At 66.7% G+C, this 15699-nt stretch carries 13 protein-coding genes; 5 read left to right on the top strand and 8 right to left on the bottom strand.

The genetic code is table 11. The features are described 5' to 3' along the window. Window positions 1-343: Tn3 family transposase (locus tag FCU40_RS13950; RefSeq protein WP_168075669.1), on the top strand; the 343-nt coding region annotated here is incomplete at its 5' end. Between the two features lie 33 nt (window positions 344-376). Here FCU40_RS13950 and FCU40_RS13945 read toward each other — a convergent pair. From FCU40_RS13945 to FCU40_RS13920, 6 genes are all read right to left on the bottom strand, one after another. After that, a complete protein-coding gene (locus tag FCU40_RS13945; protein ID WP_168075667.1) occupies window positions 377-1618 on the bottom strand; it encodes a hypothetical protein in 1242 nt (413 codons plus the stop codon). A gap of 16 nt (window positions 1619-1634) precedes the next feature. Beyond that, complete coding sequence (locus FCU40_RS13940; RefSeq protein WP_168075666.1) at window positions 1635-1985, bottom strand: DUF190 domain-containing protein; 351 nt, start codon at window positions 1983-1985, stop codon at window positions 1635-1637. A 173-nt stretch (window positions 1986-2158) separates the two neighbouring features. Continuing rightward, entirely contained in the window at window positions 2159-5401 is a 3243-nt protein-coding gene (locus FCU40_RS13935; RefSeq protein WP_168075664.1) for a CusA/CzcA family heavy metal efflux RND transporter, read from the bottom strand. A gap of 31 nt (window positions 5402-5432) precedes the next feature. Further along, complete coding sequence (locus FCU40_RS13930) at window positions 5433-6599, bottom strand: efflux RND transporter periplasmic adaptor subunit (protein WP_168075662.1); 1167 nt, start codon at window positions 6597-6599, stop codon at window positions 5433-5435. Then, window positions 6599-7861 (bottom strand): TolC family protein, encoded by a 1263-nt coding sequence (locus FCU40_RS13925; RefSeq protein ID WP_168075660.1) that lies wholly within the window; start codon window positions 7859-7861, stop codon window positions 6599-6601. The genes FCU40_RS13930 and FCU40_RS13925 overlap by 1 nt, the downstream gene beginning before the upstream one ends. Before the next feature lie 554 nt (window positions 7862-8415). After that, window positions 8416-9132 (bottom strand): cation transporter, encoded by a 717-nt coding sequence (locus FCU40_RS13920; RefSeq protein WP_241693617.1) that lies wholly within the window; start codon window positions 9130-9132, stop codon window positions 8416-8418. 65 nt (window positions 9133-9197) lie between these two features. On the opposite strand from FCU40_RS13920, the gene FCU40_RS13915 reads away from it, so the two are divergent. From FCU40_RS13915 to copD, 3 genes are all read left to right on the top strand, one after another. Further along, complete coding sequence (locus FCU40_RS13915) at window positions 9198-9644, top strand: helix-turn-helix domain-containing protein (protein WP_168075658.1); 447 nt, start codon at window positions 9198-9200, stop codon at window positions 9642-9644. 75 nt (window positions 9645-9719) lie between these two features. Continuing rightward, window positions 9720-10088: a copper homeostasis periplasmic binding protein CopC gene (gene copC, locus FCU40_RS13910; protein WP_168075656.1), complete on the top strand. Its 369-nt coding sequence runs from the start codon at window positions 9720-9722 to the stop codon at window positions 10086-10088. 3 nt (window positions 10089-10091) lie between these two features. Continuing rightward, on the top strand, window positions 10092-11024 hold the full coding sequence (gene copD, locus FCU40_RS13905; RefSeq protein ID WP_168075654.1) for a copper homeostasis membrane protein CopD: 933 nt from the start codon (window positions 10092-10094) through the stop codon (window positions 11022-11024). Between the two features lie 52 nt (window positions 11025-11076). Here copD and FCU40_RS13900 read toward each other — a convergent pair whose 3' ends face one another. Both FCU40_RS13900 and FCU40_RS13895 read right to left on the bottom strand, forming a co-directional pair. Then, the gene (locus FCU40_RS13900; RefSeq protein WP_168075652.1) at window positions 11077-12216 is read right to left on the bottom strand and encodes a copper resistance protein B; all 1140 of its coding nucleotides are present in this window, start codon (window positions 12214-12216) and stop codon (window positions 11077-11079) included. Further along, complete coding sequence (locus tag FCU40_RS13895) at window positions 12213-14075, bottom strand: copper resistance system multicopper oxidase (RefSeq protein ID WP_168075650.1); 1863 nt, start codon at window positions 14073-14075, stop codon at window positions 12213-12215. The genes FCU40_RS13900 and FCU40_RS13895 overlap by 4 nt, the downstream gene beginning before the upstream one ends. Window positions 14076-14525: 450 nt before the next feature. On the opposite strand from FCU40_RS13895, the gene FCU40_RS13890 reads away from it, so the two are divergent. Further along, window positions 14526-15641, top strand: coding sequence for an acyltransferase (locus FCU40_RS13890; protein ID WP_168075648.1), 1116 nt, complete (start codon window positions 14526-14528; stop codon window positions 15639-15641). Window positions 15642-15699: the final 58 nt, after the last annotated feature.

Genomic DNA, 15699 nt, shown 5'->3' with positions numbered 1-15699 from the left:
TAAGGGCGAAGCCCGTCACGCCCTGGCCCAAGCCGTGTTCGTACACAAGCAAGGTCGGATCGCGGATCGCACCTTGCAGAACCAACAGCACCGGGCGTCAGGTCTCAACCTGGTCATCGCCGCCATCGCGCTCTGGAACACATTATATATGCAGCGCGCCGCGGACCATCTCCGCACCAACGGCCAGGATTCGCCAGGCCAACTCATCGCCCATCTGTCGCCGATGAGTTGGCAGCACATCGGCCTCACCGGCGACTATCTTTGGCGCGATGCCGCCCCCGCCGCCGCAGCCGGAGAACGGCCGCTTCATGATCCACGTGATCGCCTGTTCCGAGCAGCTTGAACCCCGTTCGCGTAACGTTCTTCTAAGCGCACTTTAGCGAACAAACCTTGAGGTGAGCCCGATATCAAGCGCGCCCGCACCGTTGATGGTGCCGGCGTAGACCCGCTGTTCAGCGCCCGCCTTGGCGAAATCGAGGTTGCGGTCGGCCGCGGGCGCCTTGTCGACGGGAACGCTTTCCCCGGTGACCGGGGCCTGGTTCACGCTGCTTTCGCCCAGGATCACGACGCCGTCGGCCGCGATCCGCTCATTGGGCCGCACCAGGACAATATCGCCGATCTGCAGGTCCGCGACGGGAATGTCCTCAGTCGCGTCGCCACGCCGGACCGTGGCGGTCTCGGGCGCGAGCTCCGCCAGGGCCTCGATCGCGCGCCGCGCCCGCCCCATGGCATAGTGCTCAAGGGAATGGCCGAGACTGAAGAGGAAGAGCAGCAGGGCGCCTTCCGCCCATTGGCCGAGGGTGGCGGCGCCGATAGCCGCCAGCAGCATCAGGGTGTCGATCGCGAACCGCCGATGGCGCAGGTTATCGAGCGCCTCCTTGACGGTGAAAGCGCCCCCGAAAACATAGGCCAACAGGTAGCAGGCGATCGGCAGGACGCCCCCGACCGTCTTGCCCGCCAGCCAGCCGACGCCCAGCATGGCGCCCGCGACGATCGCAAAGATCAGTTCAGTACGCTCTCCAAACACGCCGCCATGCGGGTGGTCGTGATCTTTCGGCCTTTGCTTATGGCCTCCGGGACGGCGGGCGGGCTCGACGCCATCAACCGACAGCTCCGCCGGCTGGGCCCGATCGTCGGTGGTGGGACTCAATCGCGGGATCGGGACATCGTCTGATTCAGACTCAACCTCGACCGTTCGGATGGCGGCCTGCAAACGGACCTCGTCCGTTCGACGACGGTCGTATTCGACGAAGCTCCGCCCATCCGCCCTGATCTCGACCAGGCACACGCCGGATTCGTTCCGGAGACAGGCGATGATCTGCTCGGCGGCGCCGGAACGGGCCCCTCCGCCCAGAGGCAGACTGAAATGCCCGAACCGCTCCGTGAGCGACGTGGCCATTCGCCTTAAGGCCTCTTCGACCTGGTCGGCGGACGTCCTGACTCCGTCGAACCGTATGGATACGACCTTGCCGTCGGACGGAGTGTCGAGGATGTCCACCGAGCTGATCTCGGCGCGCGCGGTGAGATTTCGCACGAGCGTCTCGGTGCAGCGGCGACAGGCGTCGGCCTCATTGGGCAGCAGGTTGGAGAGCTCCAGCTGGAGCACGTCGTGAGCCATCGAGATGTCCGCCAGCCTAGCTGTGCTGTTCGGGGTGGTGTCCGCCGTACCGGAGCACCTCGACCTTCTCGAAGGTGACCAGGCCGATATCGGTCAGGTCATCGAGGGCGGTCACGAAAGCCCGCAGACGGGCCTCCTCATCGACGATCTCGATGACCACCGGCAGGTTGTCGTCGAGACCAAAGGTTCGGTGCTGGTGCATCCGGATCGACTCGCCGAAGCCCTTGAGACCGCGGAGCACTGTCGCGCCCGCGAGACGGGCGTCGCGGGCGCGACCCACAACGACGTCGATCAGGTTACGGTCACCCAGGAGCGCCTGCTCGTCGGTGTAGATGCGGAGAAGTACGGCTTGGCCGGGGATCTGCATGGATCACTCCTGAAGACGGTGAAAATGGATGCTGGACGGACTCTCGGCGCCGCCCTGTCGCGGGCCAGCGCCAGGAGCGGACGGGTTTGGGCAGGAGCATTTCGACAAGGATCGCCTCTCTGGAAAGGAAGGCGCCGGCGTGGACAGGGGGCGATCCACGCCGGCGCGCCCGGTCAGGTCGCTTGGGGGTGCAACGGGGCCGGGCTGACATCCTCGATCGCCCGCTTCCGGCCGATGCTGAGGATGAGCTGCGAGAGAGCGGGTAGGACAAGGAGCGTCACCAGTGTGGCTGTGATGAGCCCGCCGATCACGACCATCGCCAGCGGCTTCTGCACCTCCGCGCCGGTTCCGTGGGCCAGGGCCATCGGAATGAAGCCGATCGCGGGGACCAGACCTGTCATCAGCACTGGCCGGAACCGCTCGATTGAGCCTTCCACGATCGCCCTCGCAACCGGTAGCCCCTCCTCGAGGCGCTGCTTGATGCTCGACATGACGACGAGCCCGTTCAATACCGCGACGCCGGCCAGCACGATGAAGCCCACGGCCGCCGAGATCGAGAAGGTGATCCCGGTTAGCGCCAAGGCGAAGACACCGCCGGCGAGACCCAAGGGAATAGCCGCGAACACTGACACCGCGGGCGCCAACCCGCCCAGCGCCATGAAGAGGATCAGGAAGATCATCAGGAAGCAGATCGGCACGACGATCGACAGCCGGGTCGTGGCCGCCTTCAAGTTCTCGTACTGGCCGCCCCACTGCAGGTAAGAGCCGGGCGGCAGTTGCACCGCTTCGACCTTGGCCCGGGCTTCGGTCACGAAGGATCCGATGTCTCGGTCCCGCACGTTGACCTGGATGACCACGCGCCGCTTGCCGTTTTCGCGGCTGACCTGATTGAGACCATCGGTGAACCGAAGCTCGACCAGCTGCCTCAGCGGCACGGACTGTTGCGGTCGCCCTTCGGCGGCCGGCAACATCACCGGCGTGGCGCCCAAGGCGTCGAGATCGTCCCGCATGGCCATCGGCACGCGCACGATGATGTCGAAGCGCCGATCGCCTTCGAAGACGCTGCCGGCCTCGCGGCCCCCAAGCGCGGTGGCCAGCGTATCAGCCACCTCCTCGACCGTGAGGCCGAACCGGGCGATGGCCGCGCGGTCGAACCGAACGTCGAGAGTGGGCGCGCCGGCGGTCTGCTCAACCCGTACACCCTCGGCCCCTTGGATGCCTTGGAGGGCGGCGCCGATCTTCGCGCCGGCGGCGCTCATCTTCTCGAGATCGTCGCCGTAGAGCTTGATGGCCACGTCGCCGCGCACGCCGGCGATGAGCTCGTTGAAGCGCATCTGGATCGGCTGGGTGATCTCATAGCTGTTGCCCAGCAGCGGCTCGACCTTCTTCAGAATTCGATCAGCGACCTGCTCCTTGCTCTTCACGCCCTTGGGCCAGTCCTCGCTGGGCTTCAGGATGACGAAGCCGTCCGACTGGTTCTGCGGCATGGGATCGGTGGCGACCTCCGCCGTCCCGGTCTTGGAGAACATCATCGCCACCTCCGGTAGGGACGTGACCGCCCTTTCCACCTGTTCCTGCATCCCCTTGGACTGCTCGAGCGACGTCGAAGGGATCTTCAGGGCCCCCAGCGCGATATTCTTTTCGTCGAGCCTGGGGATGAACTCCTGACCCAGCGTCGTGAAGACCACGCCGCCCAGGACGAACACCCCCAGCGCCGCCCCAATGAACGGCCAGGGCCTGGCGACCGAGCGGGCCAGCAGCGGTTCGTAGCGAACCCGCAGCCACTGCAGGATCCGAACTTCCTTTTCCGACACCTTGCCGCGCATGAGCAGCGCGACCATGGCCGGCACGAAGGTGAGCGACAGGACGAAGGCTGCGGCCAGCGCCAGGATGATGGTGATCGCCATCGGCGAGAAGGTCTTGCCCTCTACCCCCGTGAAGGTGAGGAGCGGCGCGAACACCAGGAAGATAATCGCCTGCCCATAGACCGTCGGCCGGATCATCTCCTGGGACGCCCGTAGCACGGTCTCCAGCCTCTCATTGAGATTGAGCAGGCGATTCTCGTGATGTTGCCGTTCCGCCAATCGCAAGAGGCAGTTCTCGATGATGATCACGGTGCCGTCGACGATCAGACCGAAGTCCAGAGCGCCGAGGCTCATCAAGTTCCCAGGCACCTTCAGGCTGTTCATCCCTATGGCCATCATCAAGAACGAGAACGGGATGATCAGCACGGCGATGAAGGCGGCGCGGACGTTACCGAGCAGCAGGAAGAGCGTCACCGCCACGAGGATGGCGCCCTCAGTGAGGTTGCGCTCGACGGTGCCGATGGTGGCGTTGACGAGCACGGAGCGATCGAGGGCCGTGTGGACGACGATTCCTGGCGGAAGCGATTTCTTCACTTCGCTGAGTTTGTCGCCGACCGCCTTGGCGACGGTGCGGCTGTTCTCGCCGATCAGCATCAGCGCCGTGCCAACGACGGTTTCACGACCGTCCTTGGTGGCCGCGCCCGTTCGCAGGTCGCCGCCGATTCGCACCGTCGCCACGTCCTTCACCGTCACCGGCACCGTGCCGCGCGTCGCGATCACCGCATTGGCGATCTCGTCGAGGGTCCGCACCCGCGCATCTGCGCGAACGAGGTACGCCTCGCCGGCGCGCTGGATGAAGTTGGCCCCCACCGACAGGTTGGTGGCTTCCAGCGATTTGGCCAAGTCGGTGTAGGACACGCCGTAGGCGGCGAGCTTGGCTGGATCCGGCTCGACCACATACTGCTTCTCGTAGCCGCCGATCGAGTCGATGCCGGCTACACCGTTTACCGTCCGCAGCTGCGGGCGGATGATCCAGTCCTGGACGGTGCGCAGATAGCTCGCCTGGGAGACGGCGTCGGCGAGGCGCTCGCCTTCGACGGTCAGATACGAGCCATCGCTTTGCCAACCCGGGCCGCCGTCCTTGATCTTGGCGCCCTTTCCCCCCGGGTTCGCGAACTCGACCGTGTACATGTAGACTTCGCCCAGGCCGGTCGTGACCGGCCCGATCTGGGGTTGGACCCCCGCCGGCAAGGTGTCGCGCGCCTGGGTCAGGCGCTCCGCCACCTGCTGGCGCGCGAAGTAGAGGTCGGTGCTTTCCTTGAAGACCGCCGAGACCTGGCTGAAGCCGTTGCGCGAGATCGAGCGCGTGGTTTCCAAGCCCGGAATGCCCGCGAGCGCGGTCTCGATCGGGAAGGTGACCCGCTTCTCGATCTCGGTCGGCGAGAGCGACGGATCGACGGTGTTGATCTGGACCTGCTTGTTGGTGATGTCGGGAACGGCGTCGATCGGCAGCTTGCTGAGCTGCCACGCGCCGAAGACGGCGATGATGAGGGTGATGAAGACGACGTACCAACGCCCCTTCACCGCCATGGACAGGATGCGGCCGATCATTGCGGCATGTCTCCGGGTGTGAGGGTCGGGGTCATTCTTCTTCGGCGCTCTTGCCGAGCTCGGCCTTCAGCAGGAAGGCATTGCGCGTGGCGATGGATTCCCCGCCCTTCAGCCCCTCGACGATCTGGACGCGACCGGCGCTCCGCTGTCCCACCGTGACCGGCTGAACGCGGAAGCCCTTGGTTGTGCGGACGAAGACCGCGTCCCGGCCTTCGACCACCTGGACGGCGTCTTCTGGCACGACGATGCCGGAGGACGCCGACTGGCGGGATGTGATGCGGGCTCGAACCAACTGGCCCGGCTGCACGACGCCGGCGCCGCCGGTCAGGGCCAGGACGACCGTCGCGGAGCGCGTCTCCTTGCTTACGCCGGGCGTCACGGAACGCACGACGGCGGAACGGGTCTCGCCGGTGTTCGTCTCGATGACCGCCTGGTCTCCCGGTCGGATGCGATTGGCGTCGGTCGCGGTGACAGCCGCTTCGATCTGGATTCGCGCCGGGTCGGCGATCCGGAAGAGTTCCGTCTCCGGCTGGACGAACGCGCCCAGGCTGGCGGACATGGCCGTGATGCGCCCGTTGATCGGGCTCACCACCATGACATAGCGCCCATCGCGCGAGACGTCGGCGGCGCTCACCGCGGAGCTGGCGCTACGTGCTTCCGCCTCGGCGGCAGCGAGCTCGGCCTGCGCCTGTTCGAGGTCCTGGCGTGGACTGACCTTCTGCTCGTAGAGGCTCCGCTCGCGGGCCAGAACCTTGCGGGCCAGATCGGCCTTGGCGGTGGCGACGCCTCGCGCCGCCGCGATCTGGGCCGCCTCGCGACTTTGAACGAGGGCGATGGTCTCCCCCGCCCGGACCGGGTCGCCGAGCCGTTTCAGGATGCGCGAGACCGACCCCGGCGCCCGGGCGGTTAGCACGGCTTCACCACCTGGCTCAGCCTCGACCGACGCCTGGGCGATGATCTCCGCCGCCAGCCCGCTCGTAGACACGGGTTGAACCAGGACCCCTGACGCCGCGAGTCGCCCAGACCCCATTGTCATGGTGTCGGCGCCGTGGGCGGCCGCAGGTTCGGCCTCCGCGGCCGGCGGAGCCTTCGGGCTAGTGAACTTGGCGGCGGCGAAGCCGACGCCGACGGCGGCGACCAGGGCGACGCCGCCCATGAGCCATTGCCGGTTGGCGGTTGCGAACGTGGTGCGAGGCATCAGCGATCTCCGAAGGGGCGGCCTTGCAGGCGCGCCAGGCCGGCCTCGGCGCGGAGCCGCGCCAGTTGGGCCTCAATGGTTTGGGCGCGCGCTTCCGCCAGCGACTGGCGCGCATTGATCAGTTCGAGCAGAGGGGACTTGCCGCCCTCGTAGGCGATCCGGGTCAGCCGGAACGCCTCGGCCGCCGTGGCTTCGCTTTCCGTCGCCGCCGCGACCCGAGTCTGAGCGGCGTCGATCTGGTAGAGCGCGGTGCGGAGATCGGCTTCCGCGTCTAGCCGGGCGGCGTTGAGCCGGGCCTCCGCCGCCTGCAGTTCGCCCTGGGCGGCGCTGATGGCGCCGCGGTTCTGGTCGAAGACAGGAATGGGGACGGATACCCCCGCCACGAAGGCGGTGGAATTGTCGCCGGAGAACCGCCGCACGCCCGCAGAAACCGTCAGGTCCGGGACCGCGCGGGTGCGCTCAACACGGACCCGCCTGGCGGCCGCCTCACGTTCGGCCTCGGCCGCCAGGACGGCTGGCGTCCCGAGGACGTTGATGTTCGCGCGCGCCGACGGAGCGGTCGGGACGGTCAGCAGGCTCTCGCTCAGGGTTGTAAACGGCGTTGGCGAGCCAGCGAGCGCCGTGAGCCGAGAGAATGCTGACGTTCGCTCGGCCCGGGCTGCGTCGAGGGCGGCCCGGGCTGAGGTTACCGCGGCTCGGGCCTGCAGGCTCCGCAACTCCGCCTCCTTGCCCGCACCGACAAGCGCGCGGGCGACCCGAAGCACCTCCTCGGCGAGTGTCTGCGACTCCTGGGCGAGCGCGACCTGCCGTTCCGCTGCCTCTGCCTGGGCGTAGGCGTCGGCGAGTGCGAACGCATAGTCGGCGCGAGACTGCATTAGGCGAGCTCGAGCGGCTTCCAGGCCCGCTTCACCGGCGGCCATCCGGGCGCCGCGCTTGCCCCCCAGTTCGATCGGCAGGCCGATGGAGAAGGTCGTGTCGGCTTGGCTGATCCCGCGATAGGGCCCGGACCCGCTGAAGTTCTCGATCTCGACGCCCGCGGTCGGGTTCGGCCTGGCGGCGGCCTGCCGCGCCTGGCCTTCGGCCTGGCGCACGCCCGCCATCGCCTCGGCCAAGCGGGGCGCATTGGCCTGCGCCTGGGCGAGAAGATCTCGAAATGGCGGCGCTGGATCGGCCGCAGCACCCTGACCCCCGGCCAGCGCGGCGAGCATCGCAGCGGCGCTGGCGGCTGCATATCGCAGCCGGCCACGCATGATGAGTGACATGAAAATAGGTATCCTCTGAGGTTCCGACGCGTTTGCGGGTGCCGCTGAGCGGCGGCGGGTGCGTCAGACTCTCGGAGGTCTTTCCAGGCGCGCGGGGGCCGAGGCCTGCGCCCACTGGTCATTGACCACGCGCCACAAAGCCTGTTTCAACAACGGCGTAGCGGAGGCGATGAAGACCGCGGGCAATGCGATTGAGTGCGACATACAATGGCCGGTACACAGGCCGCCTAGGGACCCCTTAGTCGGTGTCTCGTGCCCGCCGGCGGACTTGGCGCCGGCGCTCGACGCTTGGGTGCTGACGGCTTGATCCGCATCCGCGTCCAACCAACGATGAGCGGCCGGGCTACAGACGACGGAGCCGAGCACGAAGGCGACTAGAAAGAAGGCGGTCAGTCCTCGTGGCGTGGCGCGGAGCAACCCCCGACCGCGAGCCGCAGGTTGGTGGCGGACCGAATTGAGGCGCGAGGCGGCGCGACCGCCTCCGACGCGTGAGCGTGCGGCGCGGACAAACAGGCCGAAAGACTTTCGGATCGCCGTCCCAATCATCGCGGGCTCTATACTCGCCCGCGGGGTTGGATGGAATGTGTTATATATTCACGCGGCGCCGTGCCGACTTGGGCGGCCCGCCGCTCGCGCTGAGCTTGGCTGATGATCTGCCAAGATGATTTCAGAAATACCCCTGCGAGAAGGCCTCCGACGATCAGGTCAGGCCAACGCGAATGGGCAACGGCGACGGCAACACCCGTGGCGGCGACCGCGAGGCACTGGATCAGGTCGTTGCGGGTGCACAGCCAGACGGACCGGACGTTGGCGTCGCCATCGCGATACCGTACCAGCAAGGCAGCGGCGACAAGATTCGCCGCCGCGCCAAAGAGGCCCATCCCCGAGATAGCACCGCCATCTGGCTCGGCGGCCGTGATGGCGCGCCAGATCGCGAAGGCGAGAATGCCGATCGCCATCGCGCCGAGACTGGCGCCCTTGATTAGCGCCGCGTTGCTGCGGACCTCGACGCTTCGACCGATCGCCCAGAGGCTGAGCGCGTAGGTCGCAGCGTCGGCCGCGAAATCGAGGGTGTTGGCCGCCAATGACGCGGAGTTCGCCATCCAGCTGCCGATCCCCACGACCGCAAAGCCGAGCAGGTTGATCGCGATCACGATCCCGAGGACGCGCTTATAGGCGGTGGAGGCGCCGTCAAAGGCGACGGCTTCTCCACAGCCGCAGCCCGAAAACGTCCTCGTCTCGGCAGAGGATGAACAGCTCGACATGATCATCACTGTGCATCCTCTAGTCGGTGGAGGATCAATGGCTTATTTTGCACGGAAAGAAGGAAAATTTCATGTCGCCTCTCCCCATCGGACGTCTTGCCAAGCTGACCGACGTCAAGGTCACAACGATCCGCTTCTACGAGAGTATTGGCCTACTGCCGAGACCCCTGCGAACCCAGAGCGATCGCCGCATTTATGGCGAGGGGGACGTGCGGCGGCTGGGCTTCATTAAACATGCGCGGCAACTCGGCTTTGCGGTGGAGGCGATCCGCGATCTGCTCGAACTGTCGGATCATCCCGAGCGGGTATGCGATGGCGCCAATGCCATCGCCCAGGAGCAGTTGGCCGCTGTGGACGCAAAGATCGATCAGTTAGGCGCGCTGCGTGAAGAGCTTGTCCGCATGACCGCGGCCGGCTGTAGCGGTCCGGCGGCGAGCTGCCGTGTAATTGAATCGCTGAGCGACCACGGGCTCTGCTCGGTCGACCAAGAGCCGATGGCGGGTCCCAGTCGCACCTAGACGACGCGTGAGGGGTCTGGGCTGGCCGACGCGTAGTCCTTAAAGGGACAGCGTCACAACCTCGGGAACAGCACCATGCCCAACCACAAGAACTTCTTCGCGGCAGGCTTGGCCACCGCAGCCCTGTTCGCGGCAGGCGCCGCCTCCGCTCATGCCCATCTGGTCAAATCGACCCCCGCTGCGAACGCCACAGTTGCGGCCCCCAAGACGATAAGCCTGACCTTCAACGAGAAGCTGACGCCAGCCTTCTCGAAGTTCGAGATCGTCATGCCGGCGATGAACGCCATGGCTGTTCCGGTGAAGACCAGCGTCTCGAAGGACGGGTTGAGCATCGTCGGCACGCCGCAGGCGGCGCTGATGCCAGGCGTTTACAAGATCACTTGGCACGCCGCCACGAGCGACGGTCACAAGATGGATGGCGGCGTCGACTTCACGGTCAAGTAAGCCGTGCTGGAGCCTGCGGTCATCCTCCTCAGGCTGGTGCAGTTCGCGGGAGCGATGATCCTCTTCGGATCGTCGCTCTTCGCCCTCTACGCTCTGCCTGTCCACCGGCCGGGTTCCGTTCCCGGAGCGCCTTGGTTGCGCCCGCTTCTGTCCTGGAGCGCGGCTGGCCTAGTGATCGGCAGCCTCGTTGGCTTGCTGACCCAGACGTCGATGCTCGCCGGCTCAATGACCGAAGGTCTTAAGCTGTCTTCGCTGTCCGCCGTCGCCACCACCATGGGGCTTGGCCGTTCGGCGCTGGTGCGAACTGCGGCCGCCGGCCTCGCGCTCTTGCTGCTTGTCGTTCGTCGGCCTGACCGAAGGACCTTAAGCGCTTGTGCGATCCTGGGCGCTATCGTCTGCGCCAGCTTCGCCTGGATGGGTCATGGCGCCGCCACGGAAGGGGCTGAAGGCCCTCTCCACCTCGCGGCCGACATGCTTCACGCACTGGCCGCGGGCGTATGGATCGGCGCCCTCGTGGGGTTCGGGTTCCTCGCCTTCCGCCGCAGCGGTCACACGGCCGATACCCATGCCGGGCTCCACAAGGCCTTGCATGGGTTCTCCGGTGTTGGATCCGGCCTGGTGGCGGTCCTCCTGGTCACCGGTCTGATCAACAGCTGGTTCCTGGTCGGGCCAAGCCGGATCGCCGGTCTCTGGACGACACCCTACGGTCTGCTGCTGTCTGTGAAGCTCGCCCTTTTCGTTGGCATGTTGGGGCTCGCGGCCGCCAACCGCTTCCGCCTCACGCCCGCCCTGGGTGTGGCGCTCGACACCTCCGGCGCGCCCGAGGCCGCGTTGGGGGCCTTGCGCCTCAGCCTCCTGCTGGAGACCAGTCTCGCCGTCTCGGTGCTCGGCCTTGTGGCCTGGTTCGGCATGCTGGCGCCGGTGTCAGCACAGTGATCGACGCCGTCGAGCGCAACTGATCTGCAACCGAACCCCGCCAGCGGGCCGGTCAGAAGAAGGCGCGAATGCCGAAGACCACACTGGTGGCCTCGCTGTCGGCCCCTCGCGCCCGGGCGAAGTCCGCCGTCCTGCCGAACTGCCGGTCCCAGGAAATCCCCACATAGGGCGCAAACTCGCGACGGACCTCGTAACGCAGGCGAAGGCCCAGCTCGGCGTTGGAAAGCCCTGAGCCGGTCTGAGTCTCTCGCGTGTCCTGGGCCGCGAAGTTCAGCTCTGCGCGCGGCTGCAGGATCACGCGATTGGTGAGACGCAGATCGTATGTTCCCTCGACCCGGCCGAGCAGCTCGCCCTTGTTCGACAGGAAGGCGGCGCCTTCGACGGAGAACCAATAGGGAAAGAGCGTCTCGAATCCGACGGTCGCGTAGGTGCGGCGACGCGGTTCAAAATCTTGCCGCACCCCGACTTGGACATCGGTGTAGACCCCCACGGCCCGCGAGTAGAGCGCCTGCACTTCGGCGCTCTCGACGCCCTCGCCCCGAGTCGCCTCCCCCTCGCTCTTCAGAACCAGGCGATGAATGTCTCCGCCGAACCAGGCCTCCCCTTCCCAGCGATAGCCGTCGGCCCCGCCTGCGCGGGCTTGATACTCGAACAGATCCGCCATCACTTTCGAATAGGGCACGCCGCCGCCGCCGTGCTCTCGTCGCAGCTGCGCGCGCGCCTCGGCCATCGCAGCCGGGGAGAAGAACCGGTCGGCGACGTGATCAGCGGGCGGCGGGGGCGGCGCCGTTTTGGGCGCTTCGATCTCGCTCAGCAGCGGCCCCCTTGGGGCGCCGCCGTCCATCTTCATCCCTGGCGTCGACCCGTGATCCATGCCCGGCATCGCCGCCGGTTTCGGCGCCGCTGGGTCGGCGGGCATGGACATCCCTGGCATCGACCCATGATCCGTCCCGGCGCTAGCTGCGGGCATGGCACGGCCAGCCTGCGGATCGGCCGCGGCGGCAGGGGGCGCGGGCTGCTGATGTGCGGCGGGCGGCGCAGCCGGTTTCTTGACCGGCTTGGCCGCTTTCGCAGGCGTGGCCGGCGTCGCCGGCATCGCCATCCCCGGCATTGAGCTGTGATCCATTGTCTGCGCGGCGGCAGACCCGGCCATGGCGAAGTGCATCAGGGCGATCAGGGCGAGGCGGTTCATGCGCTGGCCCGGTCAAGCGGGCGGACGCTGAACACCTGAAACATGCCGGCGTGCATGTGGTAGAGCATGTGGCAGTGGAAGGCCCAGTCGCCGGGATCCGCCGTGAAGTCCCACGACACCTTTCCTCCAGGCAGGACGGTCACCGTATGCTTCCTGGGCCCGTAACCCGCCGGCGCATGGGTGAGCTCGAAGAAGTGGCCGTGCAGGTGGATGGGGTGGGCCATCATGGTGTCGTTCACCAGGGTCACCCGCACCCGTTCGCCCCTCTCGAAGCTGTAAGGCTGGGTTGTCTCGCTAAATTTCCGGCCGTCGAATCCCCACATGAACCGTTCCATGTTGCCGGTCAGTCGGATCTCGAGCGCGCGCGTGGGCGGTCGCAGATCCGCGCCAGGCGTCAGGGCGATCAGGTCCTTGTAGACGAGCACGCGGTGGCCGACGCTTTCCAGCCCCTGGCCGGGCTCGCCGGTGCGATCAACCGGCATCGGCGCGATGGTCTGCACGCCCGGCCCAAGCCTGATCTGAGGCGCATTTTGCGGGTCGCGCATGGACATTTTCATGCCCGCCATGCCGCCCATCGCGTCTGAGCCGCGCGGCTTTGGCGGGGCCATGCCGGGGCCTGCCGCCATTCCAGGCCTGGCAGCCATATTGTGCCCCATCGCCGCGTGATCCATGCCGGGCATAGCGGCGTGGTCCATGCCTGCCATGTCAGCGGGACCGCCCCCCATGGACATGCCCTTCATGGCGCTCATATCCATGCCCATGTCCTTCATCGTCGCCAGCGGACGTTCGCGGAGCGGCGGGACAGGCGCGCTCATCCCGGCGCGGGGGGCCAAGGTGGCCCGTCCCATCCCGGAGCGGTCGACCGCCTCGGAGACCAGGGTGAAGGCCTTGTCCTCCGTCGGTTGGACGATGACGTCGTAGGTCTCGGCGTTGCCGATCTGGAATTCGTCGACTTCGACCGGCCGCACGTTCTGACCATCGGCAGCCACGACCGTCATCTTCAGGCCCGGGATCCGCACGTTGAAAATCATTTGGGCGGCTGTGTTGATGAAGCGCAGCCGCACACGTTCGCCGGGGATAAAAAGACCCGTCCAGTTGTCGGCGGGTCCGTGGCCATTGATGAGGAACTTCAGAACCGCGCCGGTGACATCGGAGATGTCCGTCGGGTCCATCCGCATCTTGGCCCAGTCCATCCGCTCCTTGAGGGTCTGGTCCTTGCCAGCAACTAAGCCGGCCACCGTCTGCTTCTGGTAGTTGAAGACCCCGCCCTGCTGCTTCATGCGCTTGAAGATGACGTGGGGGTGCAGGTAGCTGAAGTCGGAGAGGACGATCACGTGCTCCCGGTCGTAGGCGATCGGGTTGGGGCCGGCAGGGTCGATAACGATCGGCCCATAGTGGCCCTCGGCTTCCTGGAGACCTGAGTGGCTGTGGTACCAATAGGTGCCCGACTGCTTGATCGGAAACTCATAGATGAAGGTCTGGCCCGGCTTGATGCCCGGGAAACTGACCCCGGGGACGCCGTCCATCTGAGCGGGCACGAGAATGCCGTGCCAATGGATGGAAGTGTCCTCGTCCAAGGTGTTGGTCACCGAGAGGCGAACGGTCTGGCCTTCCTTGAGGCGGAGCAAGGGTCCCGGCACGGTCCCGTTGATCGTCACCACGTGGCCGGCCCGGCCATCGACCGTCAGCTCCGAGTGGCCAATGCGCAGGTCGATGTTTGGGCCCGTCAAAGTCGGCAGCGTCGGTGCGGTTCCCAGCGTGGCGCTTTGGGCCCAGGCGGGCAGCAGACTGTTCATCGCCAGGCCGCCACCGAGCCAGGCGGCGCCGTTCAGCATATGGCGGCGATTGAGAGTGTTCATGAAGCCGAGTTCCTACACGCAACGCTGCGCGGGCTCGTGGCCCGCGCACTCCCAGGGGATACGCGCGAGCGCCGCGCGCGCCCTTGGACGCTCCATAAAATTGGGACTGGCTCGGCATGCAGCGTCACCGCAAGCTGACCCCTACCGCGCATCGAGCACAGCAGGCCGGCGGGCCTTCCTCGTGTGGGAAGGTGGTCGCGGGTTGAGGATCTGGGCATATATCTCGAAGCGGTGCAGTCACTACCCGATCAGAGACTATAAAGCCGCGACCTCGCGATCAGATCCAGTAGTTCCGGTAAATCAACGGACGGATTACTCGGGGGGCAGAAGGCCCCCGCCCTGACATCATGGGAATGTTTTATGGTTGGGTGAACAGCCCGTATCCGCATGCCGGTGTTTGCTGAATATTAGGACCGGTTGGGCAGGGTGGCGCCGGATCGGAGCGCCAGTATGCCAGCCAACATCAAGCCCCTAACGGCCATGCGCTTCTTCGCGGCGATGTGGGTGGTCGCGATGGACTACACGCCCAGCCTGGGTCTGGGCATGTCGTCCCTGGTCGCCAAGGGCTACCTCGGCGTCGAGCTGTTCTTCGTGCTCTCCGGTTTGATCCTCAGCCATGTCTACATGGAATCGTTCGGCGAGCGGCGGTTCCGCTATCCGGACTTCTTGTGGGCGCGTCTGGCGCGTGTCTATCCCGTCCACCTGGCCACCCTTGTGGGCCTGGGCTTGGTGGTCGGGGCCGCAGCCCTCGTCGGCGTCGACGCCGGCGACAAGGTGCTGGCTTGGTCGTCGCTGCCGGCGCAGCTCACCCTCACCCAGGCTTGGGGCCTGGGGCTGGCCGGCGGCTGGAACCATCCGTCCTGGTCGATCTCGGCCGAATGGTTCGCCTACCTGACCTTCCCCGCCTTCGCCTTCGTGATCTGGCCGCTGCGCGGCCGCCCCTGGATCGCCGTCCTGCTGGCTATCTTTCTCGTCATTGCCCTGAACATCGGCTTCCAGCAGCTCGCCGGCTTCCGGCTCACCCGGGCGACCATCGCCTGGGGCGCCCTTCGGATCGTGCCCTGCTTCGCGCTGGGCTGTGCCGTCTGGCTGCTGTGGCGCTCGGACGTCATCCGGTCTCCGCGCGTCGCCGTGGCCGGTGTCCTGGGCTCGGTGGCGGCGGTTGCAGCCTGCGCCCTCATCGGCGCGCCGGACTGGCTGAGCGTCTGCCTGTTCGGGGCGCTGATCCTCAGCCTGGGCAGCCTGGCCAGCACCGGATCGCGGCTGCTGACCGCCCCGCTCTGGGTCTATCTGGGCGAGGTCAGCTTCGCCGTCTACATGGTTTGCATTCCCTGGCAGCTGATGTTCGAGCATGGCGCGAGGAAGCTGCTCGGCCTCTCCGGCGAGACCCTGCCTCCCCTGCTCTGGGCGGTCCTGTTCGTCGGCGTCGTCCCGGCGGCCATGGCGGTCCACCACCTGGTCGAGCGTCCGGCCCGCGAGGCCATGCGCCGTCATGGGGTCCCGTTCATGCGCCGCCGCGCCGCCCTGGCTGACCGCGTCGCAGAGGTCGCCTTGGCGCGCCGTTAGGCGCCGACGGATCGCTGCTACCTTAAGAGCGCGCCATTTTTCTTAAGCGCCCCTTGAC

It is taken from the genome of Caulobacter sp. SSI4214, from assembly GCF_012184455.1.
Classification (GTDB): Bacteria; Pseudomonadota; Alphaproteobacteria; order Caulobacterales; family Caulobacteraceae; genus Caulobacter; species Caulobacter vibrioides_E.
This window is presented reverse-complemented; position numbering and strand designations above follow the sequence as displayed.

Bases quoted from the DNA above. Each gene is read 5' to 3' on its own strand.
- FCU40_RS13940 (WP_168075666.1), bottom strand. From the start codon at position 1,985: ATGCAGATCCCCGGCCAAGCCGTACTTCTCCGCATCTACACCGACGAG.
- FCU40_RS13935 (WP_168075664.1), bottom strand. From the start codon at position 5,401: ATGATCGGCCGCATCCTGTCCATGGCGGTGAAGGGGCGTTGGTACGTC.
- FCU40_RS13930 (WP_168075662.1), bottom strand. From the start codon at position 6,599: ATGCCTCGCACCACGTTCGCAACCGCCAACCGGCAATGGCTCATGGGC.
- FCU40_RS13920 (WP_241693617.1), bottom strand. From the start codon at position 9,132: ATGATCATGTCGAGCTGTTCATCCTCTGCCGAGACGAGGACGTTTTCG.
- FCU40_RS13915 (WP_168075658.1), top strand. From the start codon at position 9,198: ATGTCGCCTCTCCCCATCGGACGTCTTGCCAAGCTGACCGACGTCAAG.
- FCU40_RS13945 (WP_168075667.1), bottom strand. From the start codon at position 1,618: ATGGCTCACGACGTGCTCCAGCTGGAGCTCTCCAACCTGCTGCCCAAT.
- FCU40_RS13895 (WP_168075650.1), bottom strand. From the start codon at position 14,075: ATGAACACTCTCAATCGCCGCCATATGCTGAACGGCGCCGCCTGGCTC.
- FCU40_RS13925 (WP_168075660.1), bottom strand. From the start codon at position 7,861: ATGTCACTCATCATGCGTGGCCGGCTGCGATATGCAGCCGCCAGCGCC.
- copC (WP_168075656.1), top strand. From the start codon at position 9,720: ATGCCCAACCACAAGAACTTCTTCGCGGCAGGCTTGGCCACCGCAGCC.
- FCU40_RS13900 (WP_168075652.1), bottom strand. From the start codon at position 12,216: ATGAACCGCCTCGCCCTGATCGCCCTGATGCACTTCGCCATGGCCGGG.
- FCU40_RS13890 (WP_168075648.1), top strand. From the start codon at position 14,526: ATGCCAGCCAACATCAAGCCCCTAACGGCCATGCGCTTCTTCGCGGCG.